Here is a 20,109-nt window from a genome sequence, read left to right on the forward strand (position 1 = left end):
TGTAAAATAAGAGTTAAGGGCTAAATTTTGTAGACTAACCAGCAAAAAACAATGCCAAGCAGGACCGAAATGAAATGAATCCGCCAGGGGGCCGGACCGCGCAGGAACTGATTTTCTCGTTGATGAACAGCATTCGCCCAGCCGATAAATGCATCGGCTATGGGTAGCTTGCCGAAGAGGTAGCGTCGTTTGCCGTTCCAGCTGAAGGCAAACCCGAAAGCCTGTTGGCTCCCCCGCAAATCTGCGAACAACTCACCGTCTCCGTTCATCCCCGCCGCCCGCTGACCCACCACGGAAGCAGCGCCGCCAATGTCCCAAATCACGGGGCCGGAGTCAATGTCACCACTCCCTTCCTGCCCTTTCGGGTACTCACGAATGCCCGCTCGACCGAGCCGAAAGGCAAGGAAATGCTCCCGGTAAAGAGCATATTGCGCTGCTGCAAAAACAGGGTCAATTTCCGGAAGGAAGGATAGTATCAGACTTTGAGAAGAGCCCCGCGCGCCCTCTCTGATGGCGCCGGTATCCGGGTCCGTAGCGTGGGGGATCAGGCCGGTCGCCGGGTCCAGCTGCTGTTTCACTTTCTCCAGCCATGTCGAGATGGTGGCCGCAAAGCGGGTGGTATGAAAATAACGGTCATAGGCGGCCAGGGAGGCTATGGCCACTACATTGTCCGCTGGCCAGGCGGACTCGGAATAAGACTCCAGCCAGGGGCTGGGGGCCTGATTGAAAGCTGCGGCAATTTCGTCAGCGTTACGCTGAAAATCGGCGATGTTTCGCTGACTGCCATTTCGCTGATTGATCTGTTTTGCAAGCAGGTAGTTTTGCCACCCCCGATAAAATACGCCATAGGGGAGGGGTAGGCCTTCGGTGAAGACTTGCTTCCCTTTAGTTGAATTTATCTCGTCGCAGGCCCAATCAAGCTCACGTAAAGCCACTCCTTCTGGTAAGTCTTCGTACTCCATAAAACCGTTTCCGAAGGTATCGGCATTTGTAGCGGAGGCAAAGTCCGCCGCGATCAAACCGTATAGCGCGTGAATAAATAGATGTCCTTCGGGGAAAAGTCCCTGCATTTCATCGTCCGCACCTGCTTGCAGAGACTGCTTCAGGAACTGTAGTTGCTCGTAGACATCCTCGTTCCATACTCCACTCTCATCACGGACAAAATCAGGTTGTTGATAGAAACGGAAGTTAAAAACGACCAGAATCATGAGCAGGAAAATGAAAAACGAGCGGGTCGCCCATTTGAAAAAAGTATTCAGGTAGTTTTTCACGATAAAATTTGTTAAACAACGGTCAGGACGCAACGAGTTTTGCCAGCGCTAAGTTATTTATACACCCCTGTGTTACACCACTTTACCATAACCCAACATCTTATTCCCATGAAAAACCCCGGACTCAACTCCCCTTATGCCCGTGTTGGCTTATTCTTCTGCTTACTAACTACGGTTATCGGAGGATACCTCGTTGGCCGGCAGCCAGAAGCTGCTCCCGTATCCTACACTTATGCATGGTCTTCTTCCTCTGCTCATGATACGGCAGTAGAAGAATTTTTTGATGCCATTCGCAGCCAGGATGAAAAAAACGCCATTGACTATCTGAACAGCATTAGTGCTGACCCCTGCTTTGAGGTAAAGATTGACCCGGAGCTTCTGGAGGATGCTGAGGTCAACCGCAGCGACTTATTCAACGGCGGAGAAATCGCCTCCTCGCGCGAATTACTGGTTTCCGAACTAAAGACTAAGCTCGCAGCCTCTTTCTCCGACGAGGTCTGGAAGCGAGACCCCAAGTGTTTCGATGGTTCCTTCGTCGTTAGCTTCGGTGTAAATGAAGATGGAAGCCTCGCTGAAAATATGCTCGTTCACCACATCAGAGGAGGCTCCAATATGGCCGGCGTAGCCGTACTGGACGTACTACTTAAGATGAACCGCGACGGGCACCGCTGGCACGATGGTACCCGGGGCGCAGGTGAGGTCCGCATTCCCGTTAGCTTTAAGCTGGTATAATGTAGATGGTTTTATTTTCCGGCACCCGGCACCCGGCACCCGGCACCCGGCCCTATCTCGGCTTATACCGGGCTTTTGCTAAAATTTCCTGCCCGTCTTCTATCGCTAATAGCTCCTCCATACTGGTCTGAGGGTTAGCACGGATGAATGCTTCGACAATTTTCTCCCCCAGATAATTCACTGCCCGCCCGGGAGACTCTGCCGGCATTCCCGGTGAACTCGGGGCTGGTTGGGTCAGCTTCCGTACCAGGTCAGGGCTTTCGTCAAAGAATTGGTTTTCTTTCTGCAGGGAGGCATAGATAGCGATTTCGTTATCGCGTAGCCAGTTCATCTGTTCTTCAGTGACTTCGTGGAGAAGATGATCGGGCGTCTCTGGTAATACTTTATTGAGCAGGTAGGCTTTTTTCCCTTCGTAGATAATAAAGTCGACCAGCCGGCCAGCCCGCGGTCGCGGAACGTAGTCGTCAATCAATACCTGCATTAGTTTGCTCGTCATGTGATCGGGGGTGTAAGCGCGGGCGAGGTAATCGGAAAAAATGGGCTCACGCGGGTCTACGGATTGGTAATCAAACTCCGGCCCCAGGAAAAAGTCGAGCCCGACGGCCATCTGGCCGTCACCATATAAAAAAGCCGCCAGCTCAAACTGAGCAATGAAGGCTACCAATGTGTCAGGGCGGGGAGCGTCGGGTAAGTAGTATTTGTAGTATCGCAGGGCTTGTTCCAGCTTTTCTTTTTGGCCATTCATCACTTCAGGGGAGAATCGCTCCGCTACCCGCTGATGAATTTCCTGAATCAAAGGATAAGTCAGAAAGGCCTTCATCGCCAGCGCCTGTTCTTCCGGGCTCAAATCGCCTCTCCGAAGAGGTGTGATATGCCGAAAATAAACATCGGAGAAGTCACCGAATTCTCCGTCAAGTCGCTTCATCCCGGAGGCGACGTCAGCGGTGTCGATGTCCATCATAACCTCATCAAAGCGGATTAATTCTACGGGAGAACGCAAGCTGCTTACGTCTGGCGGCGGCAATTCTGCCCGATCATCTGCACATGAATGGAGAATAAGTACGAGAAAGAGCGAGCGTACCGTTAATTTTGCAATGACTTTCATATTCAGCGAAACACCGGCCCTGCCGGCTCGTTTGAGAGTTTAGAAGAGGTAGCTGTATCTGTAGCTATTTATTATCTGCTTAAAACCAACGTTTGGTATGACCAAAAATTTCACTTCCCTCAAAGGCTTAATTCTCGGATTATCCCTCTTATTTACCTGTGCCGGCCTACAGGCACAGTTCGCCGGTGATCTCAAATTCGGGATTCAGTTAAGTCCCACTTTTAGTGGTATGACCACTAATGACAATCTCATTAATCGCGATGGCTCCAACCTCGGTCTGAAGCTGGGGGTGATCGGGGAATACTATTTCGCAGAAACCTACAGTATTCACACCGGTTTGGGTTTTCACTTCAACGCAGGAGGAACCCTGTTTTATGAAGACCAGTACCAAAAGGTAGACATTTGGGCAGAGTCACTCGATGGAGCGCTTACCACGGTACCTGACTCGATTGCTGGCGGCCTTGCCTATAAGTATGACCTGCAGTACCTCGAAATTCCGCTTGGCCTGACCTTGCGGACACGGGAGTTCGGCTACATCCGTTACTTCGTTCGTCCGGCCATCCATCTGGGAATCCTGACGCAATCACGAGGCAGTATCAAAAATGCTGGCTTCATTAGTGATGAAGAGAGCTTTGATATTTCTAAAGAGACTAATTCCTTTAACCTGGGCTGGAGCCTGGGAGGAGGCATCGAGTACAGCATTTCTGAAAGCACTTCCCTTATTGGAGGCATTGCCTTTCAGTCTGGCTTCGCCGACGTTACAACCGATAAGGGCACATCCCTGCTCCGCGAAGGGCGGAACCCCACTGAAGATGACAGCCGCGGGAAGATCAACTCTCTCGTAATCATGCTTGGGGTAATGTTCTAGTTTGTACTGCCGACTTCAGTCGGCGGATCATATCGTTTCCGTCCACTGAAGTCGGCAGCACAAATCAGAATCCGCGCACCCCGACGGTAAGCAGCGCCGTTAGCTGTGTCCGGTCTGTGTCGACAATGTTCCCGTCGAAGGCAAAGGTTCGGTAAGCAGCGTAGTAGCTGCTGCTGGCCTGGTAACGGACGGCAGCGTCAATGAAGAACTTTCCTGCACTCCAACCCGCGCCGGCGGAATAATTTAAGAGCGCGGTGTCTTCCTCATAACGGGTATCGATGGTAGGGAGTTGGCGGTAACCAACCCCGGCACGAAGTTGGAAGGGTTTCAGGTTAAGCTCTCCGCCAAGACGAACCCCCAGCGCACTGCCCAGCGTGGCATCTACGTCATTATTGGCAAATTCATCCAGGGTGGCAAAATCTTCCGTGCTGAAGGAATTACCGGCATAGTTCTGGTAATCTGCGTCAATGGAAATGAATCCGCTGCGGCCAATCAGGGCGCCGGCTCCCAGCATGAACTTCCATGGAGTGCGGAGGTTGAAAACGGCTTCACTGAGGGGGCTCAGTCCCGTACCTCCCTGTGCAATACCATTGTCGGTATAATTGTATTCCAACGTAGTGAAAAAAGTCTCGTTGATGGTCCAGAAGGTTGGCGTATGTACGGCACCACTGAAGCGCAGATTATCCGTAGGGCGCAGGATCAACCCAAGTTTGAAGTTTACCCCTGAACCATCCATTTCCAGGGTCTCATCGTAGCCTGCATCGTCGAAAAAAGTGATTTCATCTCGCGTGTCGAATTCATCATAGACCTTCGTCTCTGTGAAATTCATAAATGGAATGCCCAAGGTGATTCCCCAGAGCAATTTCTCTTTATAGTTGCCTCCGGCGCCTACGGCAAACTCATTCATGCCGCCGGTCCGGGTTACGGTACCCCTCCGGTCAATCTGCCCGCCCTGGCTGGTCTCCAGATCGAAATCAGAGAAAAAACCTAATTCATCTTCCTGGATGGCATTCGGGATGTCAAAGACCAGGTCCGCCCGAAAAGGATCACCTACACCATCATTTAAATCTTCTACGATGGCATCGATTACGCTGCCTTCACTACTACCTGAAAAGGAAATGGTCTCGTTGAAGTCCGCCAGCCGCGTCAAACCAATACCCCAGTTGAAAGTAGAGAAGTTGATCGATCGGGTATCACCCGCCCAAACGATTCCGAGGCTGGGCACCACGAAGGCTCCTTTATTCTCCCCTCCGGTGGCGTTGCCGGCATTACCCCGTAGCTGGGTGTCAATATTGCTGGTGGTGAAGCCTGGTGTGATCTGCGCGCTGCTGAAACGATTCCAGCCAATGCCCGCCGGGTTCGTATGCAGCGTCGTATAGTCAACGCCAATACTGGTCATGCTCCCGCCAGTGCCCGCAAAGCGGGCCGTGCCAAGCGGATTGCTCGTACTGATCCGCATCGCGTCCTCCACTCTTGCGGGTAGCACGCGAGGCGTTATCTGGGCATAAAGATCCGCTGCAAGGGCGGTAAGACAAATAAGGGAAGTCAGCAGAAGTCTGGTCATGATGGAAAGAAGATGTCTTTGAAATATCTGGTACTGAAGCGACCATTGCCAAAGGTCGACGTTAAAATAAGGTTTCTCCGGGGCTGAGGTTCACGCCCTGGCTGACAGGAGGCAAATGATAAGAGGATTTTAACCTGTAAATGGGAGAGATCGAAGGCTTTGTTAAGGGACACCGTGAGAATAAGATGACCCAAAACAGTAAGCTGTTTTTACAACTACCCTAAGCGAAACCAAAAAGGGTGGAAGCAGCTTCGCGCTACTCCCACCCTCCGGTATATTCCTACTGTACCCTTTTAGCAAAGGCTCAGATTAAAGTCAATTATTACTCACCACCACGGCCACCACGTGAGCTGCTGCTGCGGCTTGGAGCAGAAGAACTGCTACGGCTTGGGCTTACGCTTCTGCTGGAGCTGCGGCTTGGGCTGCTGCTACGGGTAGAAGAAGAACGGCTGGGCGTGTAGCTACGAGTGCTGCTGCGGCTCGGGCTTACGCTGCGGCTGCTGCTGCGGCTCGGGCTCACGCTGCGGGTACTGCTGCGGCTTGGAGCAACACTGCGGGTGTTAGACCGTGCACCACTGGTGGAAGGTCGAGCGCTGCTGCGGCTGCTCGTTGACGGGCGAACGGTCGTCCGGCTCCGGTCGATGCGACTGGAAGAAGAGCGTGTCGTCGTGCTGCGTGCTGCGGCACTGCGGGTCGTCTGACTGCGGCCAGTGGAACGAGTCGTCGTTGGGCGGTTAGCCGAACGGCTGGTCGCGCCACGGCTGCTGGCAGAACGGCCGAAGCTGTCTCCCTGGTTCGTAGACGTCCGGGTAGCCGTTTGTGTACGGGAGATACGATTCGCGATGGAAGTCGTGGAAGCACGGGGCGTTCTTACTGCGCTCCGGTTGGAAACGATGGCAGGAGCAGCCGTATTAAAACGGGCGGCAGATCCAACACCTCCGAAAGTGGGAGGGCAGGCATAAGCACCGGCAGCACCAAAGTTATTGAAGCCTCCACCAAAACCACTGTTGAAGCCGTTATTCCAGCCACCAAAGCCAACATTGTTGAAGCCATTATTCCAGGAGTTCCAGCGGTTATTGCCAAAACGGTTCCAGCGGTTGCGGCTGTTCCAGCGATTCCAGTTGTTGGCGTAGCCGAAGCGGTTGCCGTAGAAAGGATCACCAAAACCAACGTTGATCAGACGCGTACCGAAGGCCGTCCGGATCGGACGGTAAACGCTACCCGTGTTGTAGATCAGGATGGTGTTAGCACCACCACGGTAGAAGGGATCGTAGTAACCCGCATCAACGTAGTAGGGGTCAAAGTAATTGATGTTACCTACCGGACGGCGGAAACGACGAATACGGCTGCTGTAGTAGTAATCGTAATTGTCATCCTCATACTCATAGCTTTCGTCGTCATATGAAGCGTCAGCATCATAATCGTCGTTATAATCATCCGCATAATCAGAGGAGTACTCTGTCTGCTGGAAATCATCAGGATTATAATAAACGTCGTCGTACTGAGCAAAAGCCGGAGCCGAAGCCAGCAGGAGGGCCAGAAGGCCTAATAGGGGAGTGAAGAAACTTTGCTTGCGCATATTGATGTTAGTTTGGCGTAATCCGTGAGTCTGCCACTTATTACAAGGTCGAAAGTAGTACTTTTGGGCCTTCCTTTTGGTTAAGGCAAGCTTAAAGCCGTCGTCAATTGCGTTAAAACGCGGCAAGACGACGTGAATCTAAAGCTTTTCCGCTAAACGGATGACTTTTTGGCGCAAAACGCCGGTGCAATGTTAAGACGTGAAAAGCAATGTTTGGTAACAATCTCTGCTCCTTGTCTTTTCCTTTGCACCTGCGGTGAGCGCCCCTTTAAAACGTTGATTTACAACTAATAGTTCAATATGGCCCGTGCCGTCACTCCAAGAAAAGAAGACTATAGCCAGTGGTATCTGGACATCGTGAAAAACGCCAATCTGGCCAGCAACTCCGCCGTAAGGGGCTGCATGGTCATTAAGCCCTATGGCTTTGGCATCTGGGAACGGATGCAACGGCAGCTCGACGATATGTTCAAGGAAACCGGCCACCAAAACGCTTATTTCCCACTGTTCATTCCAAAATCGTTCCTCAGCAAAGAAGCCGCTCACATCGAGGGATTTGCTAAAGAATGTGCCGTAGTGACGCACTATCGCCTGAAAAATGACCCCAACGGGGAGGGCGTAATCGTCGATCCTGACGCTAAACTGGAAGAAGAACTTATCGTTCGACCTACCTCCGAAACCATCATCTGGAATACTTACCGAGACTGGATTACCAGCTACCGGGACCTACCACTGTTGGTCAATCAGTGGGCCAACGTCGTCCGTTGGGAAATGCGCACCCGCCTGTTCCTGCGTACGGCCGAATTCCTCTGGCAGGAGGGCCACACCGCCCACGCCACCGCCGAGGAAGCCCAGGAAGAAACCCTGAAAATGCAGGAAGTCTACGCCACCTTCGCCGAGGAATATATGGCTATGCCCGTCATCCGTGGGGTGAAGACCGAAAGCGAACGCTTCGCCGGTGCCAATAATACCTACACCATTGAAGCCCTCATGCAGGACGGCAAAGCGCTGCAGGCCGGCACCAGCCACAACCTGGGGCAAAACTTCGCCAAAGCATTCGAGGTCAAGTTCGCCAACAAAGACAATCAGGAAGAGTATGTACACGCCACCAGCTGGGGCGTCTCTACCCGTCTCATCGGTGGGCTCATCATGACCCACTCTGACGATGAAGGCCTCGTGCTTCCACCAAAGCTGGCCCCCATTCAAGTCATCATCGTTCCGATCCCGAAGCCCAACGACGAACTCGACGCCAAAGCCCACGAGCTGATGGCCGAGCTCAAAGCCCGCGGCGTACGCGTCAGCTACGATAACGACGATAAGAAACGTACCGGATTCAAATTCGCCGAAAGTGAATTGAAAGGTATTCCCGTCCGCATCGGTCTCGGTAAGCGCGACCTGGAAAAGGGACTCATCGAGATTGCCCGTCGGGACACGAAGGAAAAATCCAGTCTGCCGATTGAGGGCATCGTCGACCATGTTGTTAGCCTCCTCGACGAGATTCAACAGAACCTCTTTGACACCGCCGTCAAATTCCGCGAAGACCATAGCCATCACGTCGATACAATGGACGAATTCAAAGCCATCCTCGACCGCGACATTCCCGGATTCATCTACGCCCACTGGGATGGTACGGCTGAAACGGAGAAGAAGATCAAGGAAATGACCAAAGCCACCATCCGCTGTATCCCTAACGATGCCAAGCCGGAGGAAGGGAAGTGTATCCTGACGGGCGCCCCCTCCACTCAGCGGGTGATCTTTGCTAAGGCGTACTAATCAGCGGCGTTTTTCGGCTTTAGTGGAGTGTACGATTACTCCGTAAAACTTTTAGCGATCAGCGTACAGCATTCAGGCAAAACAGTTCTGAATGCTGTCCGCTGATCGCTTTTTTATGCTGATCGAACTGGATGCAGAGGAGAAAACACCGGAAATGTTATCCCTTGATTCGTATGACTCCTAAGCTTTACCCAACCTTTGCATTCATGATTACGTAGTACACAATTGGTAAATGGATAGTTAGAGCAAGAAAAAGAAGCCATCTTTCTGCCTCCCGATCGAAAATCAATTTCAGTACGGTGGCACAGAACAGAATAAATAGCCCCATGCTGGCCATGATAAAGACGCCTTCGACCAAAACGGCTATGGGCTCTCCTTCTGGCAAACCGTTCTTCCTCATATAACCGATGCAACCGATGATGGAGAGGAAACAAATGACCGTCCATACAAGTATGGAGCGGGCCGTTAAGCGTCTTTTGTCGGATAAGCTCACTGTAATAGAATCTTAGACACGCTTTTAATCTTTTTGTTGGTACTGAACAGCTTTCAGCGCCAATGTCAGGTTAGGGTAGATACCTTCCACTACTTTACCCCGGTGAAGCAGCACGTAGGTTGAGCCAGGGAAGAAGTCATAGTGATCCGCCAGCGGGTTGTCTCCCGGTGGGCGCCAGTAATGTAGCCAGTCAAATTTCTTGCCTTTGGTGTAACGGCTCCAGCGGGTTTTACTACGGTCGTTACTGATACTAATGACGGGGATATCCCGTAAAATGGAGTCCCGGACGGCGGGCATTTGTAGCGTCTGGTGGTCTTGCTCGCTGCTGGGGTCGTCAGAGCTGTAAAAATTCAGCAGGCTGAAACCTTTGCGGGGCAGTACGAACAGTTCGGAACTTCCGTCGGGGCGAACGTAAACTTCTTTACTCAGGCGTTTAGGGACCACCTCCAGCATCAGCTTTACCCGGTCAAACTGCCGGGTCATATATGGGTGGCCCTGAAGCCAAGCGACATTAAAGGGAAAGACACTCCGGAGATATTCTATATCCTTTCGGTCAAAGTTAGGTTGGGCCATGAATATATCAACAAAGGGGTAGGCCATCAGGCTACTGCTTACTTCGCTAATTAAATGACGTGAGACGGCTTTCAGGGCTTTAGGCCCCTGAACCTGGGTCAGCGCCGGCAGCAGGCTCCTGAAGTACCTGTTTACCGGCGACTGGCTTACCGAGTCGATCATATTCCTGCCGGCACTAATGGACAGGTGAATATCGGCGTAAGGAGGATCTACCCAACAGTTTTGTGGGCCGAAAGCATGCCCTCCGGCGAAGGTCTCGATGGTTAATTCATCAATGGGGAGAAAAATATCAAGATCCAGATACAGGGTGTCATCAGGGAAGGGGAAGCCGGCTGGCCCTTCGTCTAAGCTTGATTTTATCGAGATGCTGTCGATAATCTGCCCGTAAGGATTCTTAATGAGGGCAATATTGGTAGTACCTCGTTTTATATCATTTTGGGCGTGGGCACAGGTCCACGTAAAAAGCAGTAAAGCCAGGAGCAGGTAGGGTTTCATCCCGCTAATATAGTTTGGACTAATACGCTGAACTGTTACAGAATTTTTAAATCTTTTTCCTCTGAAGTCAGAGCTCCGCACAAGCTTCCGTTAGCCATTCCAGCTCTTCTCCTTCCAGTAAGGGGCTGACCCGCTCCAGTACCATGGCGTGGTATTCGTTGACCCATGCAATCTGGCCGGGCGAAAGCATTTCCTTGACGATCAATGCCCGTTCGATCGGGAATAAGGTAATCGTTTCGAACTCGAGGAAGCCTTCGGCGTCTGCCTCCCGGACGACAACCAGGTTTTCGACCCGGATACCATACTCTCCGGTTTTGTAGTAGCCAGGTTCGTTGCTGAGCACCATACCGCTGCGCAGGGCCAACTGGCCCTTGGCAGCCCTGGGGTTCTGCAGTATGCCCGCGGGGCCTTCGTGGACGTTGAGGAAGAAGCCAACCCCGTGGCCGGTGCCGTGGCCATAGTCCAGGCCCTCGCTCCAGAGGGGGCGACGGGCGAAAGCGTCGAGCTGCACGCCGGTGGTGCCGGCGGGGAAGCGGGCGGTGCCCAGGTCAATGTGCCCCTGAAGGACGAGTGTATGGTTGCGGCGCATCTCTTCCGTCACCGGGCCGATGGCGAAGGTGCGGGTAATGTCAGTGGTGCCGGTATGGTATTGCCCGCCGGAATCCAGCAGCAGGATGCCTTCGGCTTTTAGCTCGGCCGAGCCTTCTTCCGGCGCCCGGTAATGAACGATGGCGCCGTTGCCGCCATAGCCAACGATGGCGGTGAAGCTATCCGTTACGTAGTGGGAATGCTGGCCACGCAGCTCGCTTAATTTGAGCTCTACCTCGTGCTCGTTGATGCCTTCGGCGATGGCGCCGTCCAGCCAGCGGCGGAGCCGCAGCAGGGCTACCGCATCGTGGGCCATGGTTTCCCGCAGGTGACCGAGTGCGGTCTCGTTTTTGATGGCCTTCCAGCCGGGAATGGGGCTGGCCAGCTGAGTGGTTTTCGTCTCGCCGGCGTGCATGCAGAGCCGGTCGGAGATCGTTGCCGGGTCGAGGCCAATGTCGGCGTTGATGGCATTGGTGCGCCGCAGGTAGCTGCTGATTTGCTCGTAGGGGTGGGTCTCGAGCGTGTGGCCGTCCGGGGTCTTCTCCGTCCAGAGGCTGAACTCCAGGCGGGGAGCGGCGAAGAGGGCGTGGTCACCACGCCGGCCGGCGACGAAGTAAGCGACGCAGAGTGGGTTATGATCGATGTCGCTGCCCCGAAGGTTGAGAAGCCAGGCGACTTCATCGAGGGCGGAGACCACGTAGTAGTCGAGCTCGTGCTCCGTCATCCATTCCGTCAGTCGGGTAAGGCGCTCTTGCCAGGGTTCACCGCTGAAGTCGGGGGCGTGTTCGAAAACGGGGCGGGAGGGGACGGCGGGGCGGTCAGCCCAGATCCGGCGCAGCAGGTCGTCGTCTTTGACGAGTTTCAGCTGGTGTTCGCTCAGTTTTTTCTCCATGCGGCGGGCGGTTTGGGCGCTGATGACGCGTCCGTCAGCGCCAACGGTTTGCCCATCGAGCAGGGTGCTGCCGAGCCAGTCTTCGATGGAAGGCGTTTCCGGCAGGCGGTCTTTCATTAGCTCGATGCTGGTGCCGGCCAGTTCGGTATTGGCTTGCAGGAAATAGCGGCTGTCCGTCCAGAGCTTCGCTTCATGAAGGGTCACCACAAGGGTGCCGGCCGAGCCGGTGAAGCCACTGAGCCATTTTCGGGAGGCCCATCGGTCAGCGGGGTATTCACTTTGGTGGGGGTCAGTGCTCGGTACGATGTAAGCATCGATTTGGTTTTCGAGCATGGCTTTGCGGAGGGCGGAGAGTTTGTCTTGGACGGTCATGGCGAAAAATAGTCAATTAGTCTTTTAGTCAAGTAGTCAAACAGTGCTTATTTAAGACTGCGGGCTCAGATCAGGGTTTTTGAAGAGGCTGAACGGTATTGGGGCGCGGCCGCAGGTGCAAGGGGTGGAGTTTTTAGAGCAAAGAGTCTCCGAGACAGTCGATCCCAATAATCACAATATTGTTCTCCGAATAAAGTTCCCGAAGAGCTGCTAGCTTTTTTTCAAAATTCTTACGCTCCTCCTCTCTATCTAAAAAAATGAGGTAAATACCGTAATCACAGTGGGTTTGTTGTAAGTAGGCCAGGAACTTTTCTTTATAAGCAACTAGCTTCCCCGGATCTAGATCCCCGTTACCCATCCGCTTAATCTCTACCATCACCGAGCCAATGGCGCCGTAGGTGATTACTAGGTCTACTCGTTTATCATCGAGTAACTGGGCTTCCCGAAAAATTACTGGCTTGATCAGCGAAGTGTCGGAATCTCTGAATCCTCGTTTTAATAGGTGGTATCCTAATTGGGTGACGATTGTTTTCTGAATAAGGTCTTCCCTACGTACTGGCTCTCCCTTCAGCCCCAAAACGGTACCAATGAACCGGTAGGCCCCCTGCCGCACCCAATCCCTCAAGTCCTCGTTGATGACTTCTTTCACTAACTGAAACACCTCGTTAGCGTATGCTATATCCAGATACTGCTTACTTCGTATTTGTAAGTACTGTTTGACTGCGTCTCCAAAGGCAGTTGGCTCACCGCTACGCTCCAGGAATTTACGTTTGATTCGCTCGATGCGGCTGTAAAACCAGTGAATACTAGCATTATCAGGGTATGCAGCTACCATGCGATATAGTTCCGTAAGTGTCCGTTCTTGATCGGCCGTGGTCAAATCTGCTTCTACGAGGTAGGGTACGACAATGTTCCAAACTTCGCTTTCTGCGAAAACCTTCTTCTTTGGGTCTGTGGCCAAAATTTCGAAGGACTTCTCCAAGTAGGAGAGCATCTGAGGTAGGAATATTCGTGATTTGATCGTACCAAGTGGTCTGCTGAGGCCCTCGTAGTCAGGGACCCATCTGGCACCAGAAGCAACACTATTACTTTCTTCGCGATCGTAAGCATTTTCTAATACAAGGTCAATCCTCCAAGTAACGGCCTCAGCATCCTCTATTTTCAGCAATTCAAAGTTTAAAGACTGTAGTACCTCCTGTTGCTCTGGAGTATTATCTAGCGTTTCGTAATGCTCAAAGGTTGTGCGTAGCCAAGCAGTCTCTTCGCGTGCGGCAGCGAGCATATTAATGATACCAATCCTGTCGTAATGGTAAATAGATAGGGTCGTTGCCCAAGTTTTTAAAAGCGGAGTAGCTTGCTCTATTAAACCCTTAATATTCTTGCACAGAGTAGTGAATCTACGAACAGACTCCTGCAGGAGATCATCTTCACGCACCTCTGAGTAACGATTTGTAAAACTTCTAATCTCTGCGGGACTGATATTTGCTAGCAACTCCAGGATGATGTCTGTCTCTTCATCTTTGTAGGTAAACAGTAACGCTTGAAAGATTTTCTCTCGGTGAGGAGTTGGATCAATACCGAACTGAGGAATTAGCAGCACGGCATCCTTGAAATATTGTATTTTTCTAGTTTGAGTAATCGTTCGCGTCCGGTCTCCAGTTTGCTTTACGCTAACCCGACCATCAAGTGGTGCGAAATCATTTAGGGTCGTTAGAGTGACTTGTTTTAGCTTCTTAAGCTCAACAGGGGTTAATTGAGCTTTTTGGTCGTCACTTAGTTCTAAGTAAAAAGTACTTGTCACTGATGCTTTTTTCACTAGTAACTCTCGGAATCTGTCGAGTTGTGCATCTAGCCTGTTCGCAATCCTTCTTTCTTGTTCGGCCTCTGCTTTTGATTGGTCTTTGTTGTTAGCTGCCCAGATTGCTATCTGATCTGGGAAATATTTTTCAATGACAGGCGTCGTGTCAAATGCTTTGGTGTGTATCAAAGCTCTTCGAAGCATGTGTCTGTTCTCCTCAGTATCTTTTAGAAGGCCCGCTAATTGCTCAGCCTGTGTATTGCTACTTAGTAGGCGGGCAAACAGGAATCCGTAATTGTATGGGATGTCATTTCGATTTGATAACTGTTCCGGAATATTTTTTGCGATAATCGGAATAATATCTTCATGCTGTGATTGTAGAATAGTTACTATGCGGTCTGGTAGCGACCTTCCAAAGAGGTGCCTGAATCCTAACAGGGTGTTAAGCCCTGTTAGTAATAGTTGCTCGATTTCGTCATCGTATATAGCAATTAAATTCTGTACAACAACTTCGCTGAGCATCTCTTTATAGTTGCTGAGAGTCGCTTGATATAACTTCCGATCAATGTTTTTGTCAAATAACTGCTGGAATAGATACTGAAACCCTTTTTTAGTAGTGATTTTTTCAAAAGGAGAGTCATAGCTAACATTATTATTTGCTATAACTTTAGCGATGAAAACGTCAATCCCGTTTGTGCTATTGGGAGCTACCTCTTTATAAAATTGATGCGTGCCGTTAAAGACGTCGCCAACTGTTCGGTTGTGCTGTAGATCGCTTTTTTCAAACTCTGCCTGACTACAAATTAGGGGGAGGAGGTTGAAAATGACGCTATTCATCACCGTCCCAAAGCGGTTTTCAAGATCAATAAGCTCCAAGAAGGCCTTGCTCCAGTTTTTATCTAAATCAGCCACGCTTCCGCCTCGTGCCAAAAAGCTTCTTATTACTTCAGCAGCTATCGTTGCCACAGTAAAAACAAATAGTGTGAGTGGCTTCCCGTCTATTGCCTCAAAAAGGGGGCTTTCGTGTAGACCAGGATTAAAATATGCGCCTATCTTACTGAAGGAATGGTCAGTAAATAGTTGCTGCTTGTCAAGGTGATAATTGACTACCTTCTCGTAAATTTTTCCCTTCACCCCTTCGGAGTAAACTTGTACTGGTGCGTAATCAATGAGTTTGAATAGAGAAGTGTCTTCTGTTCTGACGCCCAAATTGACCATAGCCAGAAGTAGCTCTGGGTTCAACTCAATCAGAAAAGAAATAGGGTTAAACCAGGACTCATAAACCATCTGCAAACACTCATTGATGGCCAGATCAAAAATCACTTGCTCCGTACGCCCGAGTTGCGACAGCGCCATTGCTGCCAAGTATTCCTGAAATTCGGTATTGTCGAACTCTAGGTAGTCGCCATTGTCCTTCAGTAGTGTACCGTCATAAAAGACTTCAAGTAATAGCTGAGAACTGATGCCTAACGACGCATCCATGTCAAAGCTGGCCAGATCATTCTTTGAAATTCTGTTAGTTCGCTGAATCTCCATCACCAGCGCAATCCGCTGAAAGCACTGTTTTAGATACGGTATCTTACGTTGGTACTTCGCGCCTTCATCTATTGGCTTATTTGTCTCTACCTTAAGGCGAGCATCTATGAATTTTTCAAACAGTTCGCAGCGCGTCAAATCAGCAACGTAATCGAACGAATGTTCTTTAAGCAGTGCCCCGAAGTACTCCAGATAGCGCGGCGTATTCAACGTGCTACTCCAATCAAAAAAGCCGTTGCGGTGATAATGCTTGTCCAGCTTATCCATTACTTGTCTCGTAGTCAAGTCATCCAGTGTCGGACTACATAGCTTAAGGTAATCAGCTACTTGGTGCGGGCTGAAAGGACGGATCATGCAGTAGGTCAGAGTAGTTGACCGAAATTCTTTCAAGAATCGTTCCGCATGGTGTGTCCGGCAAGATAGTACTACGGTGTAGCTTGTTCCCGCACCAGCAAGGTGTTGCACCTCCCACAAGATTTTGGGGATTCGCTCTAACGCTACTTCGTCAAGCGCGTCCAAAAACAGAAACGCGTTTGCTAGACCATCACCGCCTAATTGTTCGCTGGATTTGAATGACCATTCACTTTTTTGGTAAGTGCCGCTGGCTGCCAACCTTTGCTTGATGTAATCAATGATACTAAAGCTTTCAACCTGTTTCAAGTCTACAAATACGCAAGGGACACCTTCTTGCGTCTTTAAACCGTACAACTCTTGAAGGAGACGCGATTTACCAAGGCCTGGCTCTCCAAATACACATAATGATTGCTCTTTAAGAAGCTCATTATAGGGCACTGGCTTTTGAGCTCTGAGGTAACTTGAAGTATGATCAGGCCAGTCTCCAATGAATTCATCAACAGATTGTTGGTTGGAGACAACGATGGTTGGAGATAAATAAGGTGTATTCACAGGAATTAGATGCTGACGACTTTAGGCCATCGGTTATCGGTTAATGGTAGGAGATGTCTAACCTGTTCTTGTCAATAATCGTGCCAGTATGTTAGAAGTTAGGTGAGGCATATACAGCAAAAAATAGTAATACTGATTAGGCATAAAACTAAGCATCATTGATTCAGGAAGTAGATAGCTGGCTGTAGGCATTTATTATGGCTGTTGAGATGCTTAGGTGAACAGTATCCTCTGCTACTTTAACTTCCACTGCATCCTGCGTGCGCGCCGCCAACTGAACTCTTTAGGTCTTTCTTCGCTTTACACCAAAAGACCAATACCATGTTTAACATCATGCATAACAGCGCGGACCTGGACGCTGCCATCGCCGCCAGTCACGAGAAGCCGGTGGTTGTTTTTAAGCACAGTGCCAGTTGCCCGTTCAGTGCCGCTGCTCAAATCGAAGTAGCACACGCCAAGCACGACCTGGACATTTACGGAATCGTCGTACAATACGTGCCGGAGCTGAAGATTGAAATCGCCGAACGACTGGACGTGGAGCACCGTAGCCCGCAGGCCATCATCTTGCATAAGGGCAAAGCCGTGAGCGATCACTGGCGCAGCGAAATCAATGAGCGAAAGCTAAAGGTGGCGGTCAAGGAATTAATGGCCGCGGAGTAGGTCAAGAACCCAATCGTTAGCCTTCATGTCAATAACGAGATGAATGCGATCCGGTCCTGCATTACTCACGCTGTGTGGATCGGACAGGCGCAAATACCAACATTCTCCCTCCTGCATGATCACCCGCTGGCCATTCAGCCGAAAATCTACGGCGGGGTTGGTGATGACCGGAACGTGAATTCTCACCGTTCCTCCGTCAGGATTAAGGTCATAGTCGCGGTGTTCTTTTATTTTTGACCCCTTTCCCAGTTTCATGAGCCGTGCCGAAAGCAGCGGTGCCTGGAAAGTGCCCAAAACACTTTTGAAGGTCTGGCTGGGTGCTAAAAAGGGAGTGTCTACGTATTCATCACTCGTGGGGTCTGAATAGATCATTTTGATGGGGTGGACGGCTCCCGCATTGGCCCGCAACGGGATAACGGACCAGGAACCTTCATAATTCTGTTGGACAAAATGATCAATCCAGTCAAGAGAAAGCGCTTCGATCAGATTTAAATCCTGTTGCATGGCTGGCACATCAAAACTGAAGGGTAGCCGGATCCGATCGGAGAGCGCTGAATTTTCCATATTACTTTACGGGGAGATTTGCCCCAAAATACAACCCCATGATTAAAGACTCAGAACTTATTCTTCGCCCTGATGGCAGTATCTATCATTTGCATTTGCTGCCGGGTCAGGTAGCGGAGACGATCATCACCGTCGGTGACCCGGAACGGGTGAAGGCAGTGTCTGATCGCTTCGATTCAATTGAGCTACGGGTGGAAGCCCGGGAGTTTGTGACGCACACCGGTGAACTGAATGGAAAACGGCTGACGGTAATCTCGACGGGAATTGGCACGGACAATGTCGATATCGTGATGAACGAGCTCGATGCGTTGTTCAATATTGACCTGACCACCAGAGTTCCGAAGGAGGAATTGACCCAGTTGAATTTTGTGCGCCTGGGAACGAGTGGAGCCTTTCAGGCGGACCTGCCGCTGGGGAGCTTTTTGCTGTCAGAAGCGGCGCTGGCGATGGACGGACTGCTGCCCTTTTACCTCCACAGCGGAGAGCCCGACCACGCAGCGATAACGCTGCAGGAGCACCTGGAGGACGCGGGCGTCCGGCTTCCTGTGCCGCCGCTGATTGTCCGGCCGGAGTTACCCTCTTTTCTGGAGCAGTCAGATTTGCCCCGGGGACTAACGATGACAGCGGCGGGTTTTTACGCACCGCAGGGGCGTAGCCTCCGGCTCGCTTCGGGCCTGTCTCCAGCGCTGCTGACCGCCCTGCGCAGCTGGCGGCACGATGATCTTCGCCTGACGAACATCGAGATGGAAACCTCTGGTATCTATGGCCTGGCAACGGCACTCGGGCACCGGGCGGCGTCCATTTCTACCTTGTTGGCCAACCGGGCAGAGGGTACTTTCCATAAGGAACCCGCCAGAGCGGTGGAAGCACTGATCACTAAAGGGCTGCAACTGATTACGGAAGGGTAGATTGGGCTGGGCCATCGGCCGTGTCTTTTGCCTTCCGCAGTCGGCAAAAGTTAACTTCGTTGCTACTCGTGGTCATCTGATATCTCGAGGCGCGTAAATTTTGTTATTCATAAACGCTGTCGCCCCATTTCAACGTTCGAGTGTCATGATACATACTGGTCGTTTTTTACTGTTCTCATTGATGGTGAGTAGCCTTACCTTTTTCTCTTCCTGTGGCGGGCCGGCGGAGACAGGTTTGTCGACTGAGTTCCGTGCTGCCATAGATGCTTTTCTGGAAGTCGATAATGCCGGCAAGGAGCCGGCCCAGCTGGCGACGGAGGTGAACGGGCCGGTCCGCATCGCCGAAGGCGATGGGTTGACCATCGTAGCCTCTTCACCCGACGGGAATACCTACGTACTAAGGCGGGAGGAAACGGCGGAGATCGACATGCTCTTGCCCAAAACTTTCGAACAGGCGACGCTGATTTATGCAGATCGCTCAGCGATCATTATTGATCATAGCGGGAAATATCATTATGTACTATCATTGGACGGACAGCCGGATTTGCCGAAAATACCGGAGGCGGAGTACGTTGTTTTTTCGGGGAACGGGTTGATCCGTTTCGGAGAGTGAGTAAGAACCTTTACCTCCTGGCCGGGTTAGAGGAAGAAACATGATCGCTATGTCTCACCGCAATTCCCGCTACCTCGCCCTTGGCGCAATGATTTTGATGCTGGTGCTTTACGGGCTTACCTCAGCGGAGATGATGGGCCCCAACCCTGTGGGAAGTACATCCAATGATACCGCCCCCATGATTGTTCCGGCGCCCTATGCTTTTGCTATTTGGGGGCCAATATATCTGGGGCTGATCATCTTCCCGGTCTATCAATTGCTAAAGAAACGGGATAACCATGATAACTGGATTGCTATTCGAAAATGGTATGCCGCTAACGTAGTTGCCAATGGTGTCTGGCTGGCCTTTGCATCTTATGACTGGCAATGGCTGACGGTTGGGGTAATTACCTTTATGCTCGTGTCGCTCTTCCGGATCAATCAGCTTTTACGGGAGATAGATGCTTCTGGCGTCGAACGCAGCTATTGGCTCGAGCGACTGGTGTTTAGCCTGTATTTTGCGTGGGTCACGCTGGCGACGGTCCTCAACGTCAGCTCCGCCCTGCACTTTTATGATTGGGCTGGCTTCGGCATCTCGGAGGTGACCTGGACGGTTATAATGATCATCATTGCTGCCCTCATCGCCGGCTTTACCAGCCGGCAATTCCGGGACTCCGCCTACGCTTCCGTCGTCGTTTGGGCGTTTATCGCCCTCGCCCGTAAACATTGGGAAACAACACCAACACTTGCTTACCTGGCCGTAGCGGTCGTTATCGTATTTGCGGGGATGATGGTCTGGAACTGGCCGGGGATGCGGAGAGAACTGGTGGGGTGAAGCGAGGC

The 20,109-nt window shown here is 51.3% G+C and carries 15 protein-coding genes; 7 read left to right on the plus strand and 8 right to left on the minus strand.

The genetic code is table 11. The features are described 5' to 3' along the window. Nucleotides 1–20 precede the first annotated feature (20 nt). Nucleotides 21–1,271, minus strand: a complete 1,251-nt coding sequence (locus BM123_RS07055) for a hypothetical protein (RefSeq protein ID WP_090166724.1) — start codon at nucleotides 1,269–1,271, stop codon at nucleotides 21–23. Nucleotides 1,272–1,379: 108 nt separating this feature from the next. Here BM123_RS07055 and BM123_RS07060 point away from each other — a divergent pair, with 108 nt between their 5' ends. Further along, nucleotides 1,380–2,003 carry a hypothetical protein gene (locus BM123_RS07060; protein ID WP_090166726.1) on the plus strand — a complete coding sequence of 208 codons (624 nt, stop codon included), beginning with the start codon at nucleotides 1,380–1,382 and terminating at the stop codon, nucleotides 2,001–2,003. 52 nt (nucleotides 2,004–2,055) lie between these two features. Here BM123_RS07060 and BM123_RS07065 read toward each other — a convergent pair whose 3' ends face one another. Then, nucleotides 2,056–3,108, minus strand: a complete 1,053-nt coding sequence (locus BM123_RS07065) for a gliding motility protein GldB-related protein (protein ID WP_090166728.1) — start codon at nucleotides 3,106–3,108, stop codon at nucleotides 2,056–2,058. 97 nt (nucleotides 3,109–3,205) lie between these two features. On the opposite strand from BM123_RS07065, the gene BM123_RS07070 reads away from it, so the two are divergent. After that, a complete protein-coding gene (locus BM123_RS07070) occupies nucleotides 3,206–3,976 on the plus strand; it encodes a porin family protein (RefSeq protein WP_090166730.1) in 771 nt (256 codons plus the stop codon). A gap of 64 nt (nucleotides 3,977–4,040) precedes the next feature. Here BM123_RS07070 and BM123_RS07075 read toward each other — a convergent pair whose 3' ends face one another. Together BM123_RS07075 and BM123_RS07080 are read right to left on the minus strand one after the other, a co-directional pair. Beyond that, the gene (locus tag BM123_RS07075; protein WP_139211796.1) at nucleotides 4,041–5,540 is read right to left on the minus strand and encodes a hypothetical protein; all 1,500 of its coding nucleotides are present in this window, start codon (nucleotides 5,538–5,540) and stop codon (nucleotides 4,041–4,043) included. Between the two features lie 322 nt (nucleotides 5,541–5,862). Then, on the minus strand, nucleotides 5,863–7,119 hold the full coding sequence (locus BM123_RS07080; protein WP_090166734.1) for a hypothetical protein: 1,257 nt from the start codon (nucleotides 7,117–7,119) through the stop codon (nucleotides 5,863–5,865). Between the two features lie 300 nt (nucleotides 7,120–7,419). Between BM123_RS07080 and proS the strand changes: the two genes are divergently transcribed. Beyond that, on the plus strand, nucleotides 7,420–8,889 hold the full coding sequence (gene proS, locus BM123_RS07085; protein ID WP_090166736.1) for a proline--tRNA ligase: 1,470 nt from the start codon (nucleotides 7,420–7,422) through the stop codon (nucleotides 8,887–8,889). Between the two features lie 517 nt (nucleotides 8,890–9,406). Here the strand turns inward: proS and BM123_RS07095 are convergent. From BM123_RS07095 to BM123_RS07105, 3 genes are all read right to left on the minus strand, one after another. Further along, nucleotides 9,407–10,450: a thioredoxin domain-containing protein gene (locus tag BM123_RS07095; protein WP_090166739.1), complete on the minus strand. Its 1,044-nt coding sequence runs from the start codon at nucleotides 10,448–10,450 to the stop codon at nucleotides 9,407–9,409. 67 nt (nucleotides 10,451–10,517) lie between these two features. Next, the gene (locus BM123_RS07100; RefSeq protein WP_090166741.1) at nucleotides 10,518–12,302 is read right to left on the minus strand and encodes an aminopeptidase P family protein; all 1,785 of its coding nucleotides are present in this window, start codon (nucleotides 12,300–12,302) and stop codon (nucleotides 10,518–10,520) included. Between the two features lie 133 nt (nucleotides 12,303–12,435). Beyond that, complete coding sequence (locus BM123_RS07105; protein WP_139211797.1) at nucleotides 12,436–16,542, minus strand: NACHT domain-containing protein; 4,107 nt, start codon at nucleotides 16,540–16,542, stop codon at nucleotides 12,436–12,438. 321 nt (nucleotides 16,543–16,863) lie between these two features. On the opposite strand from BM123_RS07105, the gene BM123_RS07110 reads away from it, so the two are divergent. Then, a complete protein-coding gene (locus BM123_RS07110) occupies nucleotides 16,864–17,202 on the plus strand; it encodes a monothiol bacilliredoxin BrxC family protein (protein WP_090166745.1) in 339 nt (112 codons plus the stop codon). On the opposite strand, the gene BM123_RS07115 is transcribed toward BM123_RS07110, so the two are convergent. After that, entirely contained in the window at nucleotides 17,185–17,766 is a 582-nt protein-coding gene (locus tag BM123_RS07115; RefSeq protein WP_090166746.1) for an aspartyl/asparaginyl beta-hydroxylase domain-containing protein, read from the minus strand. The genes BM123_RS07110 and BM123_RS07115 overlap by 18 nt on opposite strands. A 38-nt stretch (nucleotides 17,767–17,804) precedes the next feature. Between BM123_RS07115 and BM123_RS07120 the strand changes: the two genes are divergently transcribed. The 3 genes from BM123_RS07120 to BM123_RS07130 all read left to right on the plus strand — a co-directional run bounded on the left by BM123_RS07120 (nucleotide 17,805) and on the right by BM123_RS07130 (nucleotide 20,101). After that, nucleotides 17,805–18,674: a nucleoside phosphorylase gene (locus BM123_RS07120; protein ID WP_090166749.1), complete on the plus strand. Its 870-nt coding sequence runs from the start codon at nucleotides 17,805–17,807 to the stop codon at nucleotides 18,672–18,674. Between the two features lie 145 nt (nucleotides 18,675–18,819). Further along, nucleotides 18,820–19,287 (plus strand): hypothetical protein, encoded by a 468-nt coding sequence (locus BM123_RS07125; protein WP_090166751.1) that lies wholly within the window; start codon nucleotides 18,820–18,822, stop codon nucleotides 19,285–19,287. 49 nt (nucleotides 19,288–19,336) lie between these two features. Then, nucleotides 19,337–20,101 carry a hypothetical protein gene (locus BM123_RS07130; RefSeq protein WP_090166753.1) on the plus strand — a complete coding sequence of 255 codons (765 nt, stop codon included), beginning with the start codon at nucleotides 19,337–19,339 and terminating at the stop codon, nucleotides 20,099–20,101. Nucleotides 20,102–20,109: the final 8 nt, after the last annotated feature.

The organism is Neolewinella agarilytica (genome assembly GCF_900110645.1).
Classification (GTDB): Bacteria; Bacteroidota; Bacteroidia; order Chitinophagales; family Saprospiraceae; genus Neolewinella; species Neolewinella agarilytica.

What these genes read in the sequence shown, in the direction of transcription:
- BM123_RS07070 (WP_090166730.1), top strand. Translation starts at nt 3,206, where the DNA reads ATGACCAAAAATTTCACTTCCCTCAAAGGCTTAATTCTCGGATTATCC.
- BM123_RS07080 (WP_090166734.1), bottom strand. Translation starts at nt 7,119, where the DNA reads ATGCGCAAGCAAAGTTTCTTCACTCCCCTATTAGGCCTTCTGGCCCTC.
- BM123_RS07095 (WP_090166739.1), bottom strand. Translation starts at nt 10,450, where the DNA reads ATGAAACCCTACCTGCTCCTGGCTTTACTGCTTTTTACGTGGACCTGT.
- BM123_RS07110 (WP_090166745.1), top strand. Translation starts at nt 16,864, where the DNA reads ATGTTTAACATCATGCATAACAGCGCGGACCTGGACGCTGCCATCGCC.
- BM123_RS07120 (WP_090166749.1), top strand. Translation starts at nt 17,805, where the DNA reads ATGATTAAAGACTCAGAACTTATTCTTCGCCCTGATGGCAGTATCTAT.
- BM123_RS07130 (WP_090166753.1), top strand. Translation starts at nt 19,337, where the DNA reads ATGTCTCACCGCAATTCCCGCTACCTCGCCCTTGGCGCAATGATTTTG.
- BM123_RS07075 (WP_139211796.1), bottom strand. Translation starts at nt 5,540, where the DNA reads ATGACCAGACTTCTGCTGACTTCCCTTATTTGTCTTACCGCCCTTGCA.
- BM123_RS07125 (WP_090166751.1), top strand. Translation starts at nt 18,820, where the DNA reads ATGATACATACTGGTCGTTTTTTACTGTTCTCATTGATGGTGAGTAGC.
- BM123_RS07115 (WP_090166746.1), bottom strand. Translation starts at nt 17,766, where the DNA reads ATGGAAAATTCAGCGCTCTCCGATCGGATCCGGCTACCCTTCAGTTTT.
- BM123_RS07065 (WP_090166728.1), bottom strand. Translation starts at nt 3,108, where the DNA reads ATGAAAGTCATTGCAAAATTAACGGTACGCTCGCTCTTTCTCGTACTT.
- proS (WP_090166736.1), top strand. Translation starts at nt 7,420, where the DNA reads ATGGCCCGTGCCGTCACTCCAAGAAAAGAAGACTATAGCCAGTGGTAT.
- BM123_RS07100 (WP_090166741.1), bottom strand. Translation starts at nt 12,302, where the DNA reads ATGACCGTCCAAGACAAACTCTCCGCCCTCCGCAAAGCCATGCTCGAA.
- BM123_RS07060 (WP_090166726.1), top strand. Translation starts at nt 1,380, where the DNA reads ATGAAAAACCCCGGACTCAACTCCCCTTATGCCCGTGTTGGCTTATTC.